Source organism: Pseudomonas sp. FDAARGOS_380 (assembly GCF_002591235.1).
Lineage (GTDB): Bacteria > Pseudomonadota > Gammaproteobacteria > Pseudomonadales > Pseudomonadaceae > Aquipseudomonas > Aquipseudomonas salmasensis.
In genome coordinates, this window is record NZ_CP023969.1 from 2,903,398 (window position 1) to 2,927,428 (window position 24,031).

The following is a 24,031-nucleotide window of genomic DNA, read 5'->3' on the forward strand; positions in this document are numbered from 1 at the left end:
CCTGAGGAGAGAAGTGCATGACGCAAGTCACGGTGAAACAACTGGCCGATGAGGTCAAAACACCGGTAGAGCGCCTGTTGCAGCAGATGCGTGAGGCAGGTCTGCCGCACACCGCCGCCGATGAAGGTGTGAGCGATAGTGAGAAGCAGTCTTTGCTGACTCACTTGAAGAGCAGCCACAAGGCGAAAGTGGAAGAACCGCGCAAGATTACATTGCAGCGCAAAACCACCAGCACCCTGCGGGTTGCGGGTAGCAAGAGCATCAGCGTTGAAGTACGCAAGAAGAAAGTCTTCGTACAGCGCAGCCCGGAAGAAATCGAAGCCGAGCGCAAACGCGAGCTGGAAGAACGTCGCGCAGTAGAAAACGCTGCACGTCAGAAGGCTGAAGAAGAAGCCAAGCGTCGCGCCGAAGAAGAAGCGCGTCGCCAGCCTGCTGCTGCGCAACCTGCTGCCACTGACGCGGTCGCCGCCCCTGTTGAAGCTGTGCGTGAGGCTGCCCCGGCTGCCGCTGCACCTGCTCCTGCAGCAGACGCCCGCAAGCGCGACGAACCTCGTCGTCCGGACAAACCACGTGCTGACGACAACAATCGTCGCGGTGGTGGTGGCGATGGCGAGCGTAAAAACGCTCCGCACCGCGCCTCGGTCAAAGAGAAAGCGCCTGCGCCACGCGTTGCCCCACGTACCACCGACGAAGAAAGCGATGGCTTCCGTCGTGGTGGTCGCGGTAAAGCCAAGCTGAAGAAGCGCAACGCCCACGGTTTCCAGAGCCCAACCGGCCCTGTCGTGCGTGAAGTGAAGATCGGCGAGACCATCACTGTGGGCGATCTGGCCCAGCAGATGTCGGTCAAGGCTGCTGAAATCATCAAGTTCATGTTCAAGCTGGGCACTCCAGCCACCATCAACCAGGTACTGGACCAGGAAACTGCCCAGTTGGTTGCTGAGGAGCTGGGCCACAAAGTGACCCTGGTCAGCGACACCGCCCTGGAAGATTCCCTGGCCGAGTCCCTGAAGTTTGAAGGTGAAGCGGTATCCCGTGCGCCAGTTGTGACCGTAATGGGCCACGTTGACCACGGTAAGACTTCCCTGCTCGACTACATCCGTCGTGCCAAGGTTGCCGCAGGCGAAGCCGGTGGTATTACCCAGCACATCGGTGCATACCACGTTGAAACCGAGCGCGGCATGGTCACCTTCCTCGACACCCCAGGTCACGCCGCGTTTACCGCAATGCGTGCCCGTGGTGCCAAGGCGACGGACATCGTGATCCTGGTGGTTGCAGCGGATGACGGCGTAATGCCGCAGACCATTGAAGCTGTCCAGCACGCCAAGGCTGCCGGTGTTCCTCTGGTCGTTGCCGTGAACAAAATCGACAAGCCGGGCGCTGATCTCGATCGCATCCGTAGCGAACTGTCGGTTCACGGCGTGACGTCCGAGGAATGGGGTGGCGAGACGCCATTCGTATCGGTCTCGGCGAAAATGGGTACCGGCGTTGACGAACTGCTCGAAGCAGTCCTGTTGCAAGCCGAAGTCCTGGAACTGACCGCTACTCCATCGGCTCCTGGCCGTGGCGTCGTGGTTGAGTCCCGTCTCGACAAGGGCCGTGGCCCGGTTGCTACCGTGCTGGTTCAAGACGGTACCCTGCGCCAAGGCGACATGGTGCTGGTCGGTTCGAACTACGGCCGTGTACGTGCCATGCTCGACGAGAACGGCAAGCCAATCAAGGAAGCCGGTCCTGCCATCCCAGTCGAGATTCTCGGCCTGGACGGTACGCCGGACGCTGGCGACGAGATGAGCGTAGTGGCTGACGAGAAGAAAGCCCGTGAAGTGGCTCTGTTCCGTCAAGGCAAGTTCCGCGAGGTCAAGCTGGCCCGTGCTCACGCCGGCAAGCTGGAAAACATCTTCGAGAACATGGGCCAGGAAGAGAAGAAGACGCTTAACATCGTCCTCAAGTCTGACGTTCGTGGTTCCCTCGAAGCGTTGAACGGCGCCTTGAACGGCCTGGGTAACGACGAAGTGCAAGTGCGCGTTGTCGGTGGCGGTGTCGGTGGTATCACCGAATCCGACGCCAACCTGGCACTGGCTTCCAACGCTGTACTGTTCGGCTTCAACGTGCGTGCCGATGCTGGCGCTCGCAAGATCGTCGAGCAGGAAGGCCTGGACATGCGTTACTACAACGTCATCTACGACATCATCGAAGACGTCAAGAAAGCCCTTACCGGCATGCTTGGCAGCGACGTCCGGGAGAACATCCTGGGTATCGCCGAGGTGCGTGACGTGTTCCGCTCGCCGAAATTCGGTGCGATCGCCGGCTGTATGGTGGTTGAAGGCACTGTGTACCGTAACCGTCCAATCCGTGTACTGCGTGAAGACATCGTTATCTTCGAAGGCGAGCTGGAATCCCTGCGCCGCTTCAAGGATGACGCTGCCGAAGTACGTGCCGGCATGGAATGCGGTATCGGCGTCAAGAGCTACAACGACGTCAAGGTTGGCGACAAGATCGAAGTCTTCGAGAAGGTTCAGGTTGCTCGCAGCCTCTAACTCGCGCACTTCAGGAGCCGCGCAGCGTGTGGGCATGCAGATGCCCCGCGCAGCGTCAGGACTCTAAACGCAACGCCCGGTCTGGCTTTTGTCAGGCCGGGCGTTTGCCGCTTTCAGACCCCACGGGTTTCACCGTGTGGCAGTAACAGGTAACAAGACATGGCAAAAGAATACAGCCGTACCCAGCGTATCGGCGATCAGATGCAGCGTGAGCTGGCCCAACTGATCCGCCGCGAAGTCAAAGACCCACGCGTTGGCCTGGTCACCATTACCGCTGTTGAAGTGAGCCGTGACGTGGGTCACGCCAAGATCTTCATCACCGTGATGGGGCAGGACAACAGCGAAGAAATCGCGCAAAGCATCAAGGTGCTCAACTCTGCCGCAGGCTTCCTGCGTATGCAGTTGGCCCGTGAAATGAAGCTGCGCAGCGTTCCGCAGTTGCACTTCCACTACGACGAAAGCGTCGTGCGTGGCGCGCACCTGTCGGCCCTGATCGAACGCGCCGTGGCTGAAGACAGCCAGCATCCGTCCACACCTGACGACGCCAAGGAGTAAGCGGTGGCTCAGGTCAAACGTATCCGTCGCAACGTCAGTGGCATCATTCTGCTCGACAAACCCATTGGCTTTACCTCCAATGCCGCGTTGCAGAAGGTTCGCTGGCTGCTCAATGCCGAGAAGGCCGGACATACCGGCAGCCTTGATCCATTGGCCACCGGTGTATTGCCGTTGTGCTTTGGCGAGGCCACCAAGTTTTCGCAATACCTGCTGGATTCCGACAAGGGTTACGAAACCCTGATGCAACTGGGCAAGACCACCACCACGGCGGATGCCGAAGGTGATGTTTTGCAGGTTCGCGACGTGACCGTTGGTCGTGCGGATATCGAAGCTGCCTTACCCGCTTTTCGTGGGCAAATCAGTCAGATACCGCCGATGTACTCGGCACTCAAGCGTGATGGCCAGCCACTTTACAAGCTGGCACGTGCGGGCGAAGTAGTGGAGCGCGAACCGCGTTCTGTTACTATTGCGCGCTTGGAATTGCTCGCTTGTGAAGGCGACACTGCCCGTTTGGCCGTGGACTGCAGCAAAGGCACCTATATCCGTACCCTGGTGGAAGATATTGGTGAAAAGCTCGGTTGCGGCGCGTACGTTGCAGAACTGCGACGCACCCAGGCCGGGCCTTTCAGCCTGGCCCAGACGGTCACGCTGGAAGAGTTGGAAGCGGTACATGCCGAAGGCGGCAATGAAGCGGTTGATCGCTTCCTGATGCCATCGGACAGCGGTTTGCTCGATTGGCCGCTGCTGCACTTCTCGGAGCACAGCGCGTTCTACTGGCTCAACGGCCAGCCGGTACGCGCCCCGGATGCCCCGAAGTTCGGCATGGTGCGAGTACAGGATCATAACGGTCGCTTTATCGGTATCGGTGAAGTGAGCGAAGACGGGCGCATCGCGCCGCGTCGGCTGATTCGGTCAGAATGACCGAACGAGTGTGGCTGTTAACAGGCATGGTCAACACTCATTTTTAGATACAGGGATTTGTCCCTGGCCTGTTGAAACTGCCCTTTGGGTGGTTTCCTGAAAAAAGGATTGCCTCATGGCTCTCGACGTTCAAGAAAAAGCACAAATCGTAGCTGACTATCAGCAAGCTGTTGGTGACACTGGTTCGCCAGAAGTGCAAGTTGCACTGCTGACCCACAACATCAACAAACTGCAAGGTCACTTCAAGGCCAACGGTAAAGACCACCACTCCCGTCGTGGTCTGATCCGCATGGTAAACCAGCGCCGTAAGCTGCTGGACTACCTGAAAGGCAAGGATCTGGGTCGTTATCAGACTCTGATCGGTCGCCTGGGTCTGCGTCGCTAAGTAAGCGATTGCGCTAGAGGTTGGTTGTCTGCCGCGTGTCATCGGGATTCCCGTTGGCCCGTGGTAGGCTCCCAGCCTCAAGTTTTATCTGGATACACGTTTTACCCTGGACGAGCGTCGGGCCGATTCCCGGCATTGCCCAAGAATTTCGCAAGAAGACAAGTTCCCCCAAGAGCCACAAAGAAGGTAGGACACCGTGAACCCGGTTATCAAAAAATTCCAGTTCGGTCAGTCGACCGTTACCCTCGAGACAGGCCGTATCGCCCGTCAAGCCTCCGGAGCAGTGCTGGTTACCGTTGACGACGACGTGACCGTATTGGTGACCGTTGTTGGCGCCAAGACCGCTGACCCGAGCAAGGGCTTCTTCCCTCTGTCCGTTCACTACCAGGAAAAGACTTACGCTGCCGGTAAGATCCCTGGCGGTTTCTTCAAGCGCGAAGGCCGTCCTTCCGAGAAAGAAACCCTGACTTCCCGACTGATCGATCGCCCGATCCGTCCGCTGTTCCCAGAAGGCTTCATGAACGAAGTGCAGGTTGTCTGCACCGTCGTTTCCACCAGCAAGAAGACCGATCCGGACATCGCTGCGATGATCGGTACCTCGGCTGCCCTGGCCATCTCCGGTATTCCTTTCGATGGCCCGATCGGCGCTGCCCGCGTTGCGTTCCACGAAAGCACCGGCTACCTGCTGAACCCGACTTACGAGCAACAGAAAGCCTCGAGCCTGGACATGGTCGTTGCCGGTACGTCCGAAGCCGTATTGATGGTTGAATCGGAAGCCAAAGAGCTGACCGAAGACCAGATGCTGGGTGCCGTACTGTTTGCTCACGACGAGTTCCAGGTTGTGATCAACGCGGTTAAAGAATTGGCTGCCGAAGCTGCCAAGCCAACCTGGACCTGGGCTGCTGCCCCGGAAGCCACCGAGCTGCTGGGCGCTATCCGCTCCGAGTTCGGCGCTGCCATCTCCGACGCCTACACCATCACCGTCAAGGCCGACCGTTACGCTCGCCTGGGCGAGTTGAAAGACCAGGTCGTGGCCAAGCTGTCCGGCGAAGAAGGCCAGCCTTCCTCCAGCGAAGTCAAAGCGGCTTTCGGTGAGATCGAATACCGCACCGTTCGCGAAAACATCGTTAACGGCAAGCCACGTATCGACGGTCGCGACACCCGCACCGTACGCCCGCTGAACATCGAAGTCGGCGTACTGCCCAAGACCCACGGTTCGGCGCTGTTCACCCGTGGCGAAACCCAGGCCCTGGTCGTTGCGACCCTGGGTACTGCCCGTGACGCACAACTGCTGGACACCCTGGAAGGCGAGAAAAAAGACCCCTTCATGCTGCACTACAACTTCCCTCCGTTCTCGGTGGGCGAGTGTGGTCGTATGGGCGGTGCAGGTCGTCGCGAAATCGGTCACGGCCGTCTGGCCCGCCGTTCGGTTCAGGCCATGCTGCCTGCCGCTGACGTGTTCCCGTACACCATCCGTGTTGTATCGGAAATCACCGAGTCCAACGGTTCCAGCTCCATGGCTTCGGTCTGCGGTGCTTCCCTGGCACTGATGGACGCCGGTGTGCCAATGAAGGCGCCGGTTGCCGGTATCGCCATGGGCCTGGTTAAAGAAGGCGAGAAGTTCGCCATCCTGACCGACATCCTGGGTGACGAAGACCACCTGGGCGACATGGACTTCAAAGTAGCCGGTACCGCTAAAGGTGTGACCGCGCTGCAGATGGACATCAAGATCAAAGGCATCACCGAAGAGATCATGGAGATCGCTCTGGGCCAAGCCCTGGAAGCGCGCCTGAACATCCTCGGCCAGATGAACCAGATCATTGGTCAGTCCCGCACCGAACTGTCGGAAAATGCTCCGACCATGATCGCGATGAAAATCGACACCGACAAAATCCGTGATGTTATCGGTAAAGGCGGCGCGACGATCCGTGCGATCTGTGAAGAAACCAAGGCTTCGATCGACATCGAAGACGACGGCTCGATCAAGATCTTCGGCGAAACCAAGGAAGCGGCTGAAGCAGCACGCCAGCGCGTCCTGGGTATCACCGCTGAAGCCGAGATCGGCAAAATCTACGTCGGCAAGGTTGAGCGCATCGTCGACTTCGGCGCGTTCGTCAACATCCTCCCGGGCAAAGACGGTCTGGTTCACATCTCCATGCTGAGCGATGCTCGCGTTGAGAAAGTGACCGACATTCTGAAAGAAGGCCAGGAAGTGGAAGTGCTGGTACTGGACGTGGACAACCGCGGCCGTATCAAGCTGTCCATCAAGGACGTTGCAGCAGCCAAGGCTTCGGGCGTTTAAACACCCGCAGGCTTTACGCTGAAAAAAAGGACTCTTCGGAGTCCTTTTTTTATGGGCGCAAGAAAATGAAGCAGAATCAGCTGTTTAGCGCAGCCCAAAAGCCGCAACTTGCATGCAGGCACGATGCGCTTCATGCAAGTTGCACGATTTCGAAAATTCATGCTTTTCATAAGTCATTGTTTAATAAGGGATTTAATCTGCTCGGTAACTTGGCACACTGCCTGCAATATCCCTGGTAGCGCTGCAGCATGAAGGTTTACGTCTGCAGACTTTTAATAAAACAGGAGTTACTCGTATGAAGAAGTTCGCTCTCGCTACTGCTACCGCTCTGACCCTGGCCATGGGTGCTAACGTAGCCTTTGCTCAGACTTCCCAAGCCCCTATGACTTTGGCGGCCGGTGAAGCGACCAAGGCTAAGGAAAGCGTTTCGGATACTTGGATCACCACTAAAGTCAAAGCTGACCTGCTGACCGAAAAAGGCATTCCAGGTTCGGACATCAAGGTTGAGACCAACAAAGGTGTGGTTTCCCTGTCCTCCGACGTCGCTATCTCGGATTCGCAGAAAGCTACTGCTGTAGCCATCACCAAGAAAATCAAAGGTGTGACTGCAGTTTCCGCTGACGGCCTGCTGGCTGGCGGTGCTACCAAGGCTGACGGCATCGACAAAACCAAAGGCGCTGCCCACGACGCTAAAGAGACCACCAGCGATACCTGGATCACTACCAAAGTGAAGGCTGACCTGGTAACTGAAAAAGGTATTCCTGGCACCGACATCAAGGTTGAAACCAACAAGGGTGTTGTATCCCTGTCGTCGCCTACCGCTGTGACTGCTGCGCAGAAAGCAACCGCTGTAGAGATCACCAAGAAAATCAAAGGCGTTAAAGCTGTATCGGCCGATGGCCTGAAAGCAGAGTAATGCTGAACGTTTCGTTTGGACTGAATAGCGGCGGCTTAGGGTGAGTTAGATATCCACCTGACGCACCTCTGGAGTTCATGCGACCGACCACACGGATGTGGTCATTACAGGCCCCGGCACTTGTGTCGGGGCCTGTTCTATTTCAGGCTGAAACAGAATGATCAGGCCCAAAAAATGTGGGAGCTGCCTGCGATACGCATAGGTGTCTACACAACTTCGCAGCGACGCTGAACCTGTGGCGAGGGAGCTTGCTCCCGTGACGGCCTACCAATCGACGCAGATGTGCCTGACACACCACGATCCAAATGTGGGAGCTGGCTTGCCTGCGAAGACGGCCTGACAGCCGACGCCCAGCTACCTGACACTCCAACGATCCTACTGTGGGAGCGGGCTTGCTCGCGAAGGCGGCCTGGCAGTCAACACAGTTGGATTGTGTACATATCCATTGCTGCGGTAACGGCTGCTTAGGGTTCCGCTCTGACAGCCATCCCTTTCAAGGTCTTCGGTAAAATCCCCTGAAATTTCATTCAGGGATCCCAAACGATGTGGGCCGATGTTCTAGCGCGTTTCGAGAAAAAAGCACCTGCCAGCGTCATGGCCAAATTGGCGCTGGAACAAGCTATTGCCCCTGAGTGGGTCGATCAGGTCTTCGAAGAACATCGGCAACGGCAGTATTCTCGTGAACTACTGTTCTCGACCATAATCAAGCTGATGTCCCTTGTTTCATTGGGCTTGAAGCCATCCCTGCACGCCGCCGCGCGGCAACTGGAAGATCTCCCTGTCAGCTTGGCGGCGCTTTACGACAAGATCAGTCGTACTGAACCCGCGCTATTGCGCGCTCTGGTCACCGGTAGTGCGCAACGACTGACTCCAACCATCAAAGAACTGGGTTGCACGACGATGCTGCCGGACTGGCAGGTTCGCGTGGTAGATGGCAATCACCTGGCATCCACTGAGAAGCGTCTGGGGGCTTTACGCCAGGAGCGAGGTGCGGCTCGTCCCGGTTTTTCGGTAGTGGTCTACGATCCTGATCTCGATCAGGTCATCGACCTTCAGGCATGTGAGGATGCCTACGCCAGCGAGCGCGTTTGCGTGTTGCCTCTGTTGGCTAATGCTGAACCGGGCCAGGTGTGGCTGGCTGACCGACTCTACTGCACGCTTCCGGTAATGGAAGCTTGTGAGCAGGTCCAGACGTCCTTTGTCATTCGCCAGCAAGCCAAACATCCACGCCTGATTCAAGAGGGTGAGTGGCAAGAACCCGTGCCTGTGGAAACAGGCTCTGTGCGTGAGCAGATCATCCAGGTCAGAGGCGGTTACCAATGTCGGCGCGTCGAACTGACGCTTCATTCGCCAACAGACTCGGGTGACAGCAGCTTGATGTTCTGGAGCAACTTGCCTGAAAGCGTCAGCGCTGAGCAGATCGCGCAACTCTATCGCCGCCGCTGGAGCATTGAAGGTATGTTCCAGCGACTGGAAGCGATCCTGGAAAGTGAAATCGAAACTCTCGGCAGCCCAAAGGCCGCCTTGCTCGGGTTCACTACGGCAGTGTTGGCCTACAACGTCCTGGCCGTACTCAAGCGAAGCGTGGAGCAAGCCCATCGGGAGACCCAGCCTGATGGCTGGGAAGCCTCGATCTATCACTTGGCGGTCCAGGTCAGGAGTGGTTATGAGGGAATGCAGATTGCACTGCCCTCGGAATATCTTCCCGCCATCCCTGTGGAAAAGTTGGCCCAGCGTTTGTTGGAGCTGGCCAGAAACATCCAACCCAAACAAGTTGCGAAAAGCCCCCGCGGCCCCAAGGTGCCTAAACCCAAGACATGGGTGCAAGGCACGGCGGTGAATGCGCATGTTTCAACGGACAGGGTAATCAAGGCTGCCAAAACGAAAAGACCTTGAAAGGGCTGGCTCTGACAGCGGCTCACTTTTGAAAAGCGCAAAAGTAAGCAAAACGCTCTTGCCCCACCACTCGGCACCTCGCTTAGGCTCGGTGTGCCCGTAATCCGCCAGTGATTTGGGGGGCCGCCGCCACGCGCCATCCATGGCGCGGGGCGGCTAAACCGGCATCCCTGCCGGTTTACCCCCCAAATCCCTGTCGAATTCCGGCCAGCGTGGTTTAACGGGGCGCTTGAGATCAAAAGCAGATCAAGATCAAGAGCGGCTCGCTTCGCATCGTGGTTACCGTTGGCTGCTGCAACCTACAAAGTTGTGTAGATGCCTATGCTGCGATGTGGGCACCTCGGTCATTCAGTTGCACCGAGGTGATGCTATCGCACAAGCCAGCTCCCACATTAGGATGGGCGGTGCTTAGAAGTTACTCAGCATCCAGGTGCATAGGAGTGATCACTCGGCCATCTTTCTCGGCCTGCCCCAGCTGCGCATCGATGAAGTACACGCGGTCATCTTCCAACTGGCCCTTGTCTACCAGGTAATCCTTGATAGTGCTGGCTCGGTCTTGCCCCAACTGGCGCAGTAGCACGTCACTGCCACTCCAGAACTTGATCACGCCGTCCTTGAGCTTCGCCGAGCGCTCATCGCTGCCCAGGTCCTTCCATTCGGCCGGGGGTTGCTGTTTGAGACGGGTGCGGTAGATGCCTTCCAGCAAGGGTGCTTTTTCCTTCTCTGGCACTTCAAGCAACGAGGCCTGGGCCGGGACTTTGTCGCCACGGCGCTGGAGGATCTTGTAGTAGTTGTATTGGTATTCACGTTCCAGTCGCTGTGCGGCCAGGAATGGCCCGTCGCTGCTGGCAGCGGCCGTGCCTTCAATTTCCAGGCGCAGGGCAGGGCGTTCTTTCAGCGCCTTGGCCAGGGTGTTCAGGGCGCCTTCGGCGTCTTTGTTCAGCTCACTGGAGCCTGCGGCGAACGACACATTGCCCAAGTCTTCAGAGCCGCCACCGGTGACCAGCCCGCCAATGAACTTGAAGGGCGCTGTTGCCGCGCGCACCACGAGGTTACGCAGGGTCTGCCATACAATCGGCATCACGCTGAATTGTGGGTTGTTCAGGTCGCCGCTTACCGGCAGTTCGATGGAGATCTTGCCGTCGGAGTCCTTGAGCAGGGCGACAGCCAGGCGAATCGGTAAGTCGACGGCATCGGAACTGTCGACCTTCTCACCCAGTTGCAGTTGCTCGACCACCACTTTGTTTTCAGCCTTCAACTGGCCTTTGGTGATCACGTAGTGCAAATCGAGATTCAAGCGGCCCTTGCGGATGCGGAAGCCTGCGAACTTGCCCGAGTAAGGTGTCAGGTTGGTCAGCTCGACACGCTTGAAGCTGGTGGCGATGTCCAACGCGGCCATCGGGTCAAACGGGTTCACGCTGCCCTTGATCGTCACTGGCGCATAACGGTCCACCTTGCCCTTGATGTCGACGCTGGCCGGTTTGGCCTGGCGACTGTCGATGGTGCCAATCTGGCCGTTGAGCTGTTGAATCGCGGTGGCAAAGTTGGGCGTGAGGCTGAAGTCGGCAAAGTTGGCCGAACCGTCGTTGATCGCGATCTGGCCGATATGAATGCCCAAGGGCTTCTCGTTGCTGGCGGCAGGTTTGGCGGCCGACTTGCTGCCGCTGTCGGCGGGCTGCGGGATCAGCAGGTCGTCGATGTTGGTGGTGCGATCTTCGTTGATCATGAAGCGCGCATACGGCTGCAACAGGTTGACCTTGTCGATCGACAGGCTTTGGCCGTGCTGGTAGTTCACGCCCTCCAGCACCAGGCGTTGCCATTTGAGGAAGTCGCGGGTCTTGAGGGTGTCCAGGGTATGCAACTGGTCAACCTGGGCGCGGCCGGTGACTTGAAGGGCCAGTGGCTCGGTGCTTTTGAGGTTCACGTCCAGGTTGCTGCCCAGCATGCCGCTGCGCAATTCCAGGCGAATAAACGGGCTGATATAGGCCTGGGCGACCCGCAGGTCGATGTCCTGGGTGTTCACTTTCAGCTTGGCGCTGACGGGGTTGAGGTTAACCTCGCCGGTTGCCTGGATCTTGCCTTGTTTGCCCAGGCCGGTGTCGATCTTCAAGGCAAAGGGGCTCTGGTTGAGGCTGTCGAAGTTCTGTACGTCGACATTCAACGGGCCCAGTTCCAGCGCGACAGCGGGTTTAGCCTGGCGGTCGGCCAGGTGCACCTGGTAGTTACGCAGTTGCACATCCTTGAGCAGCACTTGCCACGGCTTGCTCGGGGCCGCCGGTTGCGCCGAAGGCGCGTCGGCAGCGGCTGGCTCCGATGCCTTGGCAGGCTTGCTCGGTTGGCTGGCGAATAGTTTTTGCCAGTCCAATTGGCCATCGGCCTCACGGGTGGCCCAGGTTTCCAGCTTGTTGCTGCGGATCTTGCCGACAACCACCTGCTGCTTGGCCAGGTCTACCGTGGTTTCGCTGACGTCCAGTCGTTCCAGGCGTGCCAGTGGCCGGCCATCGGGGGCCTTGATCGCAAAGGGGGCGATGCTGGCGGCGGTGTTGGTCAGGTTCAGCTCGGTCTCTTTGGCCAGGCTGAATTTGTAGTCAGTGCTGAAGTTGAGCACCCCGTCTTCCAGCACCAGTGGCAGGGCGTCACGCACATACGGCCACCAGGCTTTCATCTTGCCGTCGGTAACCTTCAAGGTGCCTTCGGAGGTGATCGGTACCAGGCTGAAGTTGCCTTTCCAGTCGATCTGACCCCCTTCGGGGCCCGCGGCGACCAGGGTCATGTCGGCATTGTCGTCGGGCAACGTGCTGAGGTTTTTCAGCTCGAAGTCGAGTTCGTCGTAGAGGAATTCGATGGGTTCGCTGGGGCGCAAGTCCTGGAAATGCACGTTACCACCGGCCAGCTTGATGCTGTCGATACGCAGTGGGAACGGCTTGGCATCAGGATCGGCCGGGGTTGGCTCGCTCGGCGGCAGTTTGAACAGCTGCGCCAGGTTCAGTTGGCCGGACTTGTCGAACAGCAGTTCGGTCTTGGGCTTGTCCAGTTGCACATCGGCCAGGTGCAGGGCGCGGGTCCAGAGGCTGTCGATCTGCAGGTTGGCGTAGAGGCGTTCGAAACCCACTTGCTCTTTGCCCGGCTCACCAATCTTCAGGCCCCACAGCGTCAGTTCCAGGCTGAAGGGGTTGAGTTCGATACGCTCGATTCGCGCCGGCACTGTGGCGTAGTTGGCCAACTGTTGGTTGGCAATGCGAAGGGCGATGCCGGGTAATATCAGAAAGCCCAGCAAGCTGTACAAAGCAAGGGCGGTCAACAAGGCGCCTACGGCGCGGATCAATCCTTTGGGCATGGGTGAACGCCATCTGTGTCGAACGAGAGTGCCTTGGAGTATGGCACGGGAATTCGGTTCCGAAGAACCGTGGGCGCTGGGAAACTTCCTACAAGTGCAGGATCAGGGTCTTCAGCGGAGGCTGTTGGTCCCTGGAAGGAAAGTCGGCCCCGGGTGTTATCACTTGCCACTCGCGTACCGGGCGCCCGGCTTTTTCTGCGCAGCGCAGCACCTGCTCACGCCAGTCCTCCATGCTGACCTTTGCCAGGTTGTTGCAGCAAATCAGCACGCCATTGTCGGCGGTGGCCAGCAGTGCGGGTTTGAGCAGGCTTTGATAGTCGCGCAACAAATCGACGGTGCCGAAAGCGCTCTTGGCCCAGGCGGGAGGATCGAGCAGTACCAGGTCGTACTGGCGCTGCTCCAGGCGTGGATAGCTCGGCAGTTTCTGCCCGCGCCGCTGGGTGATGGGCAGGCCCGCCAGTTGACGAATCGCCGGGAAGTAATCGGACTGCACAAACTCCATGCTCGGCAACTGCGGGTTGAGCTGGCCGTTTTCACGCCCCACCGCCAGGTTGCCCTCGGCAAAATCCAGGTTGCACACCTCGCGTGCGCCGCCTGCTGCAGCGCTCAAACCGACGCCGCAGGTATAGGCGAACAGGTTCAGCACGCTTTTGCCGGCGCTGTGGTCCTTGACCCAGCCCCGGGTGTTACGCAGGTCTAGGAACAGCAGCGGGTCTTGCCCGGCGTGGCGCCCACGCACACGGTAATTGAGGCCCCACTCGTGGCCTACCAGGTCTTCCAAAGCGCCAGGCTCGGCGCGGTACACCGTGTCTTCGCGGTCGATACGCGAGTTGCCGCGGGCACGGTCGTTGTACACCAGCAACAATTCCAGGCCCATGTATTGGTTGATCAATTGGTGCAGGTCCAGCAGGTCTGCCGTTTCCAGGGACTGGTGGAAGCTTTGTACCAGCAATTGTGGGCCGTAGCGGTCGATGGTCAAGCCACCAGCGCCTTCCTGGCTGCCGTGGAACAGCCGATAGCAGTCCGTACCCTGGGCGTGCAGCGTGTTGATCAGGTCTTGGCGGTGATCGAGGGCGGCGCGCAGCGCCTGATTCAAGGGAGTCATGGAGCGCGCCTTGCTTGCAGATGAATAAGAAAAAGGGGGCGCGAAGTTTAACAGCTAACCCCGGCCTGCACAGGCCGGGGATTATCCTGGCGCTACCGGTTGAGGCGTTTGTCGATCAAACCGTCCACCACGCTGGGGTCGGCCAGGGTCGAGGTGTCGCCCAGGCTGTCCAGTTCGTTGCAGGCGATCTTGCGCAAGATACGCCGCATGATCTTGCCGGAGCGGGTTTTCGGCAGGGCAGGCGCCCATTGGATCAACTCCGGTTTGGCGAAGCTGCCAATCTCCTTGCTGACCAACTCCAGCAGGTGCTTTTTCAACGCGTCGCTGGGTTCGACGCCATTCATGGGGGTGACAAAGGCGTAGATGCCCTGGCCCTTTACGTCGTGGGGGTAGCCCACCACAGCGGCTTCGGCGACCTGATCATGCAGCACCAGGGCACTTTCCACCTCGGCGGTGCCAATGCGATGGCCCGAGACGTTGATCACATCGTCGATGCGCCCGGTGATCCAGTAGTCACCGTCTTCATCGCGCCGTGCGCCATCCCCGGTGAAGTAGTAGCCGGGGTAGGGCTTGAAGTAGGTGTCGATCATGCGCTGCGGGTCGCCGTAGACGCTGCGAATCTGCCCCGGCCAGCTGGCCTTGATCGCCAGGACGCCACTGCCGGCGCCACTGATTTCCTTGCCCTGTTCATCGAGCAACACCGGTTGTACGCCGAACATGGGCTGTGTCGCGCAGCCCGGTTTGATGCGCTGGGCGCTGACCAACGGGCTGAGCATGATGCCGCCGGTTTCGGTCTGCCACCAGGTATCGACAATCGGGCAGCGCTGTTCGCCGACGGCGTTGAAATACCAGTCCCAGGCTTCCGGGTTGATCGGCTCACCCACGCTGCCCAGCAGGCGCAGGCTGGCGCGGGATGTGCCCAGCAGCGGGCCGTGGCCTTCACGCATCAGGGCGCGCAGGGCGGTGGGCGCGGTGTAGAAAATATTCACCTGGTGTTTATCGATGACCTGCCAGAAGCGCGAACTGTCCGGATAACTCGGCACGCCTTCGAACATCAGCGAGGTGGCGCCATTGGCCAGCGGGCCATAGACGATATAGCTGTGACCGGTGACCCAGCCCACGTCGGCGGTGCACCAGAACACTTCGCCCTCTTGGTAGTCGAGCACGTACTTGAAGGTCATCGCCGCTTGCAGCAGGTAGCCAGCGGTGGTGTGCAGCACGCCTTTGGGTTTGCCGGTGCTGCCGGAGGTGTAGAGGATGAACAGTGGGTCTTCGGCGTCCATCGGTTCGGGTGGGCAGTTGTCGCTGGCGGCGTCCAGGGCGGCTTGGTACTTGAGGTCGCGGCCTTCGTGCCAAGTCACGCTCGCTCCGGTGCGCTCCACCACCAGTACCGTGCTGACATTCGGGCAACTGGTCAGGGCTTTGTCGACGTTCTGTTTCAGCGCCACGGGCTTGCCACCGCGTACGCCCTCGTCGGCGGTGATCACGGTGCGGCAATCGGCGTCGAGAATGCGGTCACGCAGGGCGTCCGGGGGAGAAACCACCAAAAACCACCGAGTGCACCGCGCCGATTCGCGTGCAGGCCAGCATGGCGTAGGCCGCCTCGGGAATCATCGGCATGTAGATGCATACGCGATCACCTTTGCTCACGCCACGGCTTTTCAAGACGTTGGCCAGGCGGCTGACGTTTTGGTGCAGTTGACGGTAAGTAATCGTGCAGGATTTTGACGGATCATCGCCTTCCCAGATGAAGGCCGGCTGATCGGCGCGCTGCGCCAGGTGGCGGTCGATGCAGTTGTAGCTGACATTCAACTGACCACCGGCAAACCATTGGGCGGCACCGGTGTGGATGTCTGACTGCTGGACGCTGTGCCAGGGTTTTATCCAGTCGAGAAAGCCCTTGGCCTGTTCGGCCCAGAAGGTGTCTGGCTGCTCGATAGATTGGCGATAGAGGCGCTGGTAGTCCTCTTGACGCAGTTGCGCAGCCCGGCGGACGGCATCGGCGGTGGGAAAGGTGCTGATATCGAACATGAGCGCTCCTTATTCTTGTTTTTGCGACAAGTCATAAAGATGCACCCTGAGGCGGGAGGGTTCAAGGCCAACGTCCAAACCGACGTTGGCCTTGAATGCACGGCTTCAGCCGCGGTGACGACCGCGGAAGTAGTTGATCAGGCCCTGGGTCGAAGCATCTTCGGCCAAGGTTTCTTCGGCGCCGGTCAGGCGGTTGTACACGCCTTTGCCCAGCTCTTTGCCCAGTTCAACGCCCCATTGGTCGAAGGCATTGATGCCCCACACCACGCTCTGCACGAACACCTTGTGTTCATACATCGCCACCAGCGCGCCCAGGCGGCGCGGGCTGATGCGCTCGACCACCAGGGTGTTGCTCGGACGGTTGCCCGGGATCACCTTGTGCGGTGCCAGCTTCTGTACTTCGGCTTCCGGCAGGCCCTTCTCACGCAGCTCGGCTTCGGCCTCGCTGCGGGTCTTGCCGAGCATCAGCGCCTGGCTCTGGGACAGGCAGTTGGCGTACAGCCACTGATGGTGGTCGGACACCGGGTTGAAGCTGACGATCGGCACGATGAAGTCGGCCGGGATCAGTTGAGTCCCTTGGTGCAGCAACTGGTGGTAAGCGTGCTGGCCGTTGCAGCCTACGCCGCCCCAGATCACCGGGCCGGTATCGGTGGAGACGGGCGTGCCGTCCTGGCGCACGCTCTTGCCGTTGGATTCCATATCCAGCTGCTGCAAATGCTTGGTGATGTTACGCAGGTAGTGGTCGTACGGCAGGATCGCATGGCTCTGCGCACCCCAGAAGTTGCCGTACCACACGCCCAACAGGCCGAGCAGCACGGGCATGTTGGCTTCGAACGGTGCGTTCAGGAAGTGCTGGTCCATGGTGTAGGCACCCGACAGCAGTTCCTTGAAGTTGGACATGCCGATGGCCAAAGCAATTGGCAAGCCGATGGCGGACCACAGCGAGTAACGCCCACCGACCCAGTCCCACATCGGGAAAATGTTCTCTTCGCGGATACCGAACGCCACGGCCGCGGCATTGTTGCTCGAGACGGCGATGAAGTGGCGATACAGCTCGGCTTCCGAGCCCCCCTGGGCCAGGTACCAGGCGCGGGCGGCCTGGGCGTTTTTCAGGGTTTCCAGGGTGTTGAAGGATTTGGACGAGACGATAAACAGCGTGGTCTCGGCGCGCAGCTTCATGGTCAGTTCGTGGAACTCGCTGCCGTCGATGTTCGCCAGGTAGTGGCAACGCACGCCTTTGTGGGCGTAGGACAGCAGCGCTTCGGAGACCAGTTCCGGGCCGAGAAACGAGCCACCGATGCCGATGTTCACCACGTCGGTGATCGGTTTCTCGGTGTAGCCACGCCACAGGCCGTCGTGGATACGGCCGACCAGGTCAGTGATCTGGTTCAGCACCTTGTGCACGTCCGGCATGATGTTCACGCCGTTGACAGACAGCTTGTCGCCCACCGGGCGGCGCAGGGCGGTGTGCAGGGCAGGGCGGCCCTCGGAGGAGTTGACCGGTTCGCCAGCGTACTGCGCGTCGATCGCCGCCTTGAGATTGACTTCCTTGGCCAGGCCCACCAGCAGGTCGCGGGTTTCGCTGGTGATCAGGTTTTTCGAGTAATCGAGGAAAAGTCCGCAGCTGCTCAAGGTGAACTGGGAAAAACGCTGAGGATCGGCATTGAACGCCTCGCGCATGCTGAAATCCTGCATGGCTTGGCGATGTTGAACAAGCGCTTGCCAGGCGGGCAGCGCGGTAACGTCATGAGGGGTGCGGTAGTACGCCATCGCTGCGGGTTTCCTTTTTATTACGGGGACTGCCTTTAGGACACTTCAAAGCCCGGAACATCCAGTCTTATCGCAAGGACTGGGTTCCAGACAGCGCTAACCATAGCGCAGGGCAGTTACATTAAACCTAGCGTGTGGATATGTCTTGGCTTTGTCTGCGCTGTGGCCGGTACTTTTTTATACCGGCACAGCCGTCGGGGCAACAGGTTGAGGGTAAAGCGGGGTCAGGCGAGGTTCAGGTGCAGGTTATCGATCAGGCGTGTAGCCCCCAGATAAGCGGCGACCAGGATCACCACATCACGATCTTCAGCCGTGGCCGGGCGCAGATGCACGCCTTGGCGCACTTCCAGGTAGTCCATGCGCAGCCCAGCGGCTTCAATCTGCTGGATGTGCTCGGCGCGAAGCCTGGCGAAATCATGATCACCGCCTTTGATGGCCGTGGCGATCTGACTGAGCGCGCGGTACAGCACTGGCGCGACAGCCCGTTGCTCCTCGGAGAGGTAACCGTTGCGTGATGACAGCGCAAGGCCGTCCTCGGCGCGCACGGTGGGCTCGCCGATGATCTGGATGGGCATGTTCAGGTCGCGGACCATGGCGCGGATCACCGCCAACTGCTGGTAGTCCTTCTGGCCAAATACGGCCATGTCCGGCTGGACCATGTTGAACAGCTTGCTGACCACCGTGGCTACACCTTCGAAGTGCCCTGGGCGGCTGGCACCGCACAAGCCTTCAGACAGTTGTGGCACGCTGACGCGGGTCTGGCCGTTCATGCCATCGGGGTACATTTCCTCGACCGTGGGCGCGAACAGCAGGTTGCAACCGGCCTGCAGGAGTTTTTCCTGGTCGGCGGCCAACGTGCGCGGGTATTTGTCCAGGTCTTCGCCAGCACCGAATTGCAGCGGGTTGACGAAAATGCTCGCCACCACAAAATCCGCTTGCTGCGCGGCCTTGGTCACCAGGGTGGCGTGGCCGCTGTGCAGGTTGCCCATGGTGGGCACAAAGCCGATGCGTTTGCCGGCGCTGCGGGCGTGGGTTACGGCAGCCCGCAGTTCGCGGACGGTTTTAACGGTGTTCATGCCGAGAATCCGTGTTCAACGCTTGGGAACGTCACGTTTTTGACTTCACTGACGTAGGCGCTCAGGGCGGCGTGGATGCTGTCCTGGCCGGCCATGAAGTTCTTCACGAACTTAGGCACGTGGCCGGTGATCGACAGGCCGAGCATGTCGTGCAGGACCAGCACCTGGCCATCGGTGGCGGAGCCGGCGCCGATGCCGATCACGGGCACTTTGACGGCCTGGGTGATTTCGGCAGCCAGTTCGCTCGGCACGCACTCCAGCAGAATCATCGCCGCACCGGCTTGTTCCAGGGCGATGGCATCGGCGCGCATCTGGCGGGCCTGGGCTTCATTGCGGCCCTGGACCTTGTAGCCACCGAGGATATTGACCGACTGCGGCGTCAGGCCCATGTGTGCGCACACTGGCACGCCGCGCTCGGCCAGCAGCCTGATCGACTCGGCCAGCCATACGGCACCTTCGACTTTGATCATGTGCGCGCCGGCCTGCATCAGCTTGCCGGCGTTCAGGAAGGTTTGCTCAAGGGTGGCGTAACCCATGAACGGCAGGTCCGCGATGATAAAGGCGCCCTTGTTGCCACGCTTGACGCTGGCGGTGTGGTAGGCCAGTTCATCGGTGGTCACGGGCAGTGTGCTGTCATTCCCTTGGAGAACCATGCCCAGGGAGTCGCCCACCAGCAGCACTTCGACGCCAGCCTGGCAGCTGGCGTTGGCGAAAGTGGCGTCATAGCAGGTCAGCATGGTGATTTTTTCACCTTTGAGCTTGAGGCTCTGCAAGGTGGTCAGGGTAATGTCTGGCATGAAAAGGGTCCTCGTTCAGGCGCTTGGAAACAGCGAGTAACGCGCGTGAGTCTTCGTTTATACAGGCGCACTGTCTTGAAAGCAGTGCTTATAAGGCCTGGATTGCGCCCTGTCGCGCCGGGTTGGCGGCAGCGGGACGCCTATAGTCGTGAGGAGGACACGGGAAGTCAATTGGATGTGTTACCGCATTGTTACGATGGCGGTGTTACCGCTGTTACTGAAGCGATTGCGCAACGGGTGCGCGGTATTCCGGCCAAAGAAGATCAAAGGTGGGAGCTGGCTTGCCTGCGATGGCATCCATTCGGTGTGGCTGATACACCGAGTCGCTTGCATCGCAGGCAAGCCAGCTCCCACATTGACCGAGTCATTCTTGCGGGAGGCGTTCCAGGCCGACGAATGGGCAGGCTGTGAGCAGGTCGCTCAAGCGTTGGCCGTCAGGCAGCTGCAGGTCTGCCGGCGCTAGTTCGGCCAACGGATACAGCACAAACGCGCGCAGATGCATCTGGTAGTGCGGCACCTTCAGGCGCGGCTCGTCGATCAGGCGATCACCGAACAGCAGGATATCCAGGTCCAAAGTGCGCGGGCCCCAGCGTTCCAGGCGTTCGCGGCCCTGATCGTTCTCGATGGCTTGCAGCGCATCGAGCAGGTCCAACGGCGCCAGGTGGCTGTCCAGCGCCGCAACGGCGTTGGTGTAACGCGGTTGGCCTGGCAGCAATGAATCGCTTTGGTAGAAGGCGGACACACCGGCGAGCTGGGTGCCAGGCAATTGCGCCAGCGCCTCGATCGCGCTGCGCAATTGTTGCTCCGGGGCAGCCAGGTTGCTGCCCATGCCGATGTAGATACGTTCCACGTTTATTCGCCCGCAGCGCCCGAGGCATCGACACTGCTGCGTTTACGCTTGGTACCGCTGCGGCGACGCTTTTTCGGGCCTTCGCCAGCGCCATCACCTTTGCTGCCTAGCTCACGAATCATCTCGCGGCGCTGGCTGTCATTGGCGTCCTGATAGTCGGTCCACCATTCGCCCAGGCCATCGGTCTGCTCGCCCGCGCTTTCACGTAGCAGCAGGAAGTCGTAGCCGGCACGGAAACGCGGGTTGTCCAGCAACAGGTCGGCGCGCTTGCCGCTGCGGCGTGGCAGGCGCTCCTGCATGTCCCAGATCTCACGGATCGGCATGGTGAAACGTTTGGGGATGGCGATGCGTTGGCACTGTTCGGCGATCAGCTCGTGAGCCGCTTCCTGCATGGCCGGGATCGGCGGCATGCCACGGTCCTGCAAGCGCAGTACGCGTTTGGGCAGGGCCGGCCACAACAAGGCGGCAAACAGGAACGCCGGGGTCACCGGCTTGTTCTGCTTGATGCGCAGGTCGGTGTTGATCAGGGCTTCGCTGATCAAGGTGTGGGTGTACGTCGGGTTGTACTCCAAGGCCTCGGCGCTGGCCGGGAACAATGGGTCGAACAACTGCAGGTCCACCAGCATTTCAAAGGTGTCGGCGGCGTAGCCCGAAAGGAACAGCTTGAGCACTTCTTCGAACAGGCGCGCCGAGGGGATTTCCCGCAGCATCGGCGCCAGTTCGCGAATCGGCGCGGCGGTGTGCTTTTCGATGCCGAAGTTGAGCTTGGCGGCGAATCGCACGGCGCGCAGCATGCGCACCGGGTCTTCCTGGTAGCGCTGCGTCGGGTCGCCGATCAGGCGGATCAGGTTGTTGCGGATGTCGTGTACGCCGTTGGCGTAATCGAGGATGCGCTCGCTGACCGGGTCGTAATACAAGGCATTGATGGTGAAGTCGCGACGTTGCGCGTCCTCTTCCAGGGTGCCATACACGTTATCGCGCAGGATGCGCCCGCTCTCGTTGCGGGAGGACTGGTTGGTGTCTTCCTCTTCATCGTTTTGCGGGTGCCCGGCGCGGAAGGTCGCGACCTCAATGATTTCGCGACCAAAGTGGATATGCACCAGCTTGAAGCGCCGGCCGATGATTCGTGCATTACGAAACTCGGCGCGCACTTGTTCAGGCGTGGCGCTGGTGGCGACGTCGAAATCCTTGGGCGTGATGTTGAGCAACATGTCGCGTACGCAGCCACCCACCAGGTAGGCCTGGTAGCCGGCGTTCTGCAAACGTTCGACGATGTTCACTGCATAACGGCTGAATTGAGCGCGCTGCAGCGAATGCTGGCTGCTATTGAGCACTTCAGGCGTGCTGCGTTTGTGTTGCGTTCGACGCAAGGGAGAACGGAATGACTGGAACAACTTCTTCAGCATGGGATGCACTGTTTGAAGGAATGTTCGGCCATAACGAAGAATGACCGCATGATGGGCGGGGATTCTAGCATTTAGTCGGGGGATGGTGTAGGAACAAGCTAAAGGCATTGCGCCACAAGCGTTTGACGGTCAAATCCCGGAAACTACAAGGGGAGCCGAAGCTCCCCCAGAAGTAGTTGCGTGCTCTATTTTTATTATTGGTGTCGGGCTTCTTGTTTTTGTTGATCGCCCTCGCCACGAAGCTTCACCTTCATGACACTCCCAATCGGGAGTCAAGAGCAAACGGATTGCTTTGGTCGCTGTGTTGCTGATCTACGATCCAACCAGTTCAGGCTCTGCCTTAGGGCAGTTTTTGTTGTTCTCGGCCTGGTTGCGGGGCAAGCCCCAAATGCAACGCCTCTCCAAAAGAATCAGTTAGCTGCGCCTCCGCCGTGTTGTTTTTGTTATGCGTGAGTCGATTCGTCTTATTTTTATTGTCTTGTACAAAGCTTGTTATTGTTTTTGTACTAAGCATATAGCAGGGTGCGTGCCAACTTTTGCGCCGACCAGCAAAACCGGGGGGTTGGTCTGGTTTTGCCGGTTTGAGGGCCAAAAAAAGCCGGGGCTTCGTTACCGTAAGCCCCGGCTTTTGTTACGTGAAAAGTCAGCGGTAACAGTTTTTTCACATCAACAGGTGTTACCTGTGGGGCTGCGCCCTCAGCTTTCGCTGGCCACCCCGGTCTTGCGCCGTGGAATGCCCAGGCGCTGGCGCCGTTCCCACAGGCATTTGCGACTCACGCCCAGCTTGCGTGCCAGCTCGGTCTCGGTCATATGGTCCTGATGCTCGAGCACGAAGTGCTGGAAGTAGTCTTCCAGTGACAAATCTTCCGTCGGTTCATGGCTGGTATTGCTGGCCCCACCCTGCTGCGGGGCCAGGCCGATGAAGTCGTCGTCATCCAGGTCACTGAGCTCAATGTCGATGCCCAGCAACTCGGCGGAAATCTCCGGGCTCTCCGACAGAATCACCGCGCGCTCGACGGCGTTCTCCAGCTCACGCACGTTCCCTGGCCACGAGTAGTGACGGATCGCCTGCTCGGCGTCGGCGGCAAACTTCAGGTCGGTGCGATCAATGCGTGCGCCCTGACGCAACAGGAACGCGTTGGCGATCTCGTTGACGTCGGCGCCACGCTCGCGCAGGGCTGGCAATTTAAGTGCGATGACATGCAGGCGGTAATACAAGTCTTCACGGAACTGGCCAATCTTGGCCAGGCTCTTGAGGTCTCGGTGTGTCGCCGCGATCAATCGAACATCGACCTTCTGCGATTGCACCGAACCGACGCGGCGAATTTCGCCTTCCTGCAGTACGCGCAGCAAACGCGCCTGGGCTTCCAGGGGCAGCTCGCCAATTTCATCGAGGAACAAGGTACCACCGTCCGCGGCTTCCACCAGGCCCGCACGCCCGGCGCTGGCGCCGGTGAACGCACCTTTCTCGTGGCCGAACAACTCGGACTCGATCAGGGATTCGGGGATCGCCGCGCAGTTCACCGAGATCATCGGCGCCTTGGCACGCTTGGACAGGTTGTGCAGGGCGCGGGCCACCAGTTCTTTACCGGTGCCCGACTCGCCCTGGATCAATACATTGGAGTCGGTCGGCGCCACTTTGCGGATCTTGCTGTACAGGTCCTGCATCGGAGGGCAGGAGCCGATGATGCCGATCTCACCGTTGCTGTTGTCGACACCTGGTTTTTCGCCGGCGCTGGCCTTGCCGGTGGGGCGCTGCTCGGCAGGCGCGCTGCTGGCCGACACACGGTCACGCAGGATGCGCGCCACGGCCTGGAGCATCTCATCGTGATCGAAAGGCTTGGCGATGTAGTCCACCGCGCCCATCTTCATCGAGTCCACCGCCGAACGCAGGCTGGCGTAGCTGGTCATGATCAGCACCGGGGTGCCCTGGCCCAGCTTGATCAGCTCGGTGCCCGGGGCGCCGGGCAGGCGCAGGTCGCTGACAATCAGGTCGAACGTGGGAATGCTGAATCGCTCTTGGGCTTCCTGCACCGAGCCGGCTTCGCTGACCTGGTACTGATTACGTTCAAGCAGGCGTCGCAAGGCAGAGCGGATAATGGTTTCGTCTTCGACGATCAAAATGTGCGGCATTGATTCAATTCTCTCGA

15 protein-coding genes and 1 pseudogene are annotated in these 24,031 nt (G+C 59.5%); 7 read left to right on the plus strand and 9 right to left on the minus strand.

Annotated elements, in window-relative coordinates:
- Positions 1-17 precede the first annotated feature (17 nt).
- The 7 genes from infB (at position 18) to CRN80_RS13725 (ending at position 9,509) form a co-directional block, all read left to right on the plus strand.
- Complete coding sequence (gene infB, locus CRN80_RS13695; protein WP_003194185.1) at positions 18-2,534, plus strand: translation initiation factor IF-2; 2,517 nt, start codon at positions 18-20, stop codon at positions 2,532-2,534.
- 159 nt (positions 2,535-2,693) lie between these two features.
- Entirely contained in the window at positions 2,694-3,089 is a 396-nt protein-coding gene (gene rbfA / locus CRN80_RS13700) for a 30S ribosome-binding factor RbfA (RefSeq protein ID WP_098950351.1), read from the plus strand.
- A 3-nt stretch (positions 3,090-3,092) separates the two neighbouring features.
- Positions 3,093-4,010 (plus strand): tRNA pseudouridine(55) synthase TruB, encoded by a 918-nt coding sequence (gene truB / locus CRN80_RS13705; protein WP_014719950.1) that lies wholly within the window; start codon positions 3,093-3,095, stop codon positions 4,008-4,010.
- Positions 4,011-4,125: 115 nt separating this feature from the next.
- Entirely contained in the window at positions 4,126-4,395 is a 270-nt protein-coding gene (rpsO, locus tag CRN80_RS13710; RefSeq protein WP_003177875.1) for a 30S ribosomal protein S15, read from the plus strand.
- A gap of 196 nt (positions 4,396-4,591) precedes the next feature.
- On the plus strand, positions 4,592-6,697 hold the full coding sequence (pnp, locus tag CRN80_RS13715; RefSeq protein ID WP_003194180.1) for a polyribonucleotide nucleotidyltransferase: 2,106 nt from the start codon (positions 4,592-4,594) through the stop codon (positions 6,695-6,697).
- A 295-nt stretch (positions 6,698-6,992) separates the two neighbouring features.
- The gene (locus tag CRN80_RS13720) at positions 6,993-7,613 is read left to right on the plus strand and encodes a BON domain-containing protein (RefSeq protein WP_047711795.1); all 621 of its coding nucleotides are present in this window, start codon (positions 6,993-6,995) and stop codon (positions 7,611-7,613) included.
- A gap of 594 nt (positions 7,614-8,207) precedes the next feature.
- Positions 8,208-9,509 carry an IS4 family transposase gene (locus CRN80_RS13725; protein ID WP_098952610.1) on the plus strand — a complete coding sequence of 434 codons (1,302 nt, stop codon included), beginning with the start codon at positions 8,208-8,210 and terminating at the stop codon, positions 9,507-9,509.
- Positions 9,510-9,924: 415 nt separating this feature from the next.
- Here CRN80_RS13725 and CRN80_RS13735 read toward each other — a convergent pair whose 3' ends face one another.
- From CRN80_RS13735 to CRN80_RS13780, 9 genes and pseudogenes are all read right to left on the minus strand, one after another.
- On the minus strand, positions 9,925-12,846 hold the full coding sequence (locus tag CRN80_RS13735; RefSeq protein WP_098950352.1) for a DUF748 domain-containing protein: 2,922 nt from the start codon (positions 12,844-12,846) through the stop codon (positions 9,925-9,927).
- Between the two features lie 88 nt (positions 12,847-12,934).
- Positions 12,935-13,951, minus strand: coding sequence for a class I SAM-dependent rRNA methyltransferase (locus tag CRN80_RS13740; RefSeq protein WP_089042459.1), 1,017 nt, complete (start codon positions 13,949-13,951; stop codon positions 12,935-12,937).
- 92 nt (positions 13,952-14,043) lie between these two features.
- Positions 14,044-15,982 (minus strand): annotated as a pseudogene (gene acs, locus CRN80_RS13745) (acetate--CoA ligase).
- Positions 15,983-16,087: 105 nt separating this feature from the next.
- A complete protein-coding gene (gene pgi, locus CRN80_RS13750; RefSeq protein ID WP_003194166.1) occupies positions 16,088-17,752 on the minus strand; it encodes a glucose-6-phosphate isomerase in 1,665 nt (554 codons plus the stop codon).
- A gap of 224 nt (positions 17,753-17,976) precedes the next feature.
- Entirely contained in the window at positions 17,977-18,828 is an 852-nt protein-coding gene (gene panC / locus CRN80_RS13755; protein ID WP_032895282.1) for a pantoate--beta-alanine ligase, read from the minus strand.
- On the minus strand, positions 18,825-19,625 hold the full coding sequence (panB, locus tag CRN80_RS13760; RefSeq protein WP_098950353.1) for a 3-methyl-2-oxobutanoate hydroxymethyltransferase: 801 nt from the start codon (positions 19,623-19,625) through the stop codon (positions 18,825-18,827). The genes panC and panB overlap by 4 nt, the downstream gene beginning before the upstream one ends.
- A 364-nt stretch (positions 19,626-19,989) precedes the next feature.
- Positions 19,990-20,475 (minus strand): 2-amino-4-hydroxy-6-hydroxymethyldihydropteridine diphosphokinase, encoded by a 486-nt coding sequence (folK, locus tag CRN80_RS13770; RefSeq protein ID WP_098950354.1) that lies wholly within the window; start codon positions 20,473-20,475, stop codon positions 19,990-19,992.
- Between the two features lie 2 nt (positions 20,476-20,477).
- Positions 20,478-21,881 carry a polynucleotide adenylyltransferase PcnB gene (locus tag CRN80_RS13775; RefSeq protein WP_098950355.1) on the minus strand — a complete coding sequence of 468 codons (1,404 nt, stop codon included), beginning with the start codon at positions 21,879-21,881 and terminating at the stop codon, positions 20,478-20,480.
- A 696-nt stretch (positions 21,882-22,577) separates the two neighbouring features.
- On the minus strand, positions 22,578-24,014 hold the full coding sequence (locus CRN80_RS13780) for a sigma-54 dependent transcriptional regulator (RefSeq protein ID WP_003194155.1): 1,437 nt from the start codon (positions 24,012-24,014) through the stop codon (positions 22,578-22,580).
- Positions 24,015-24,031 lie beyond the last annotated feature (17 nt).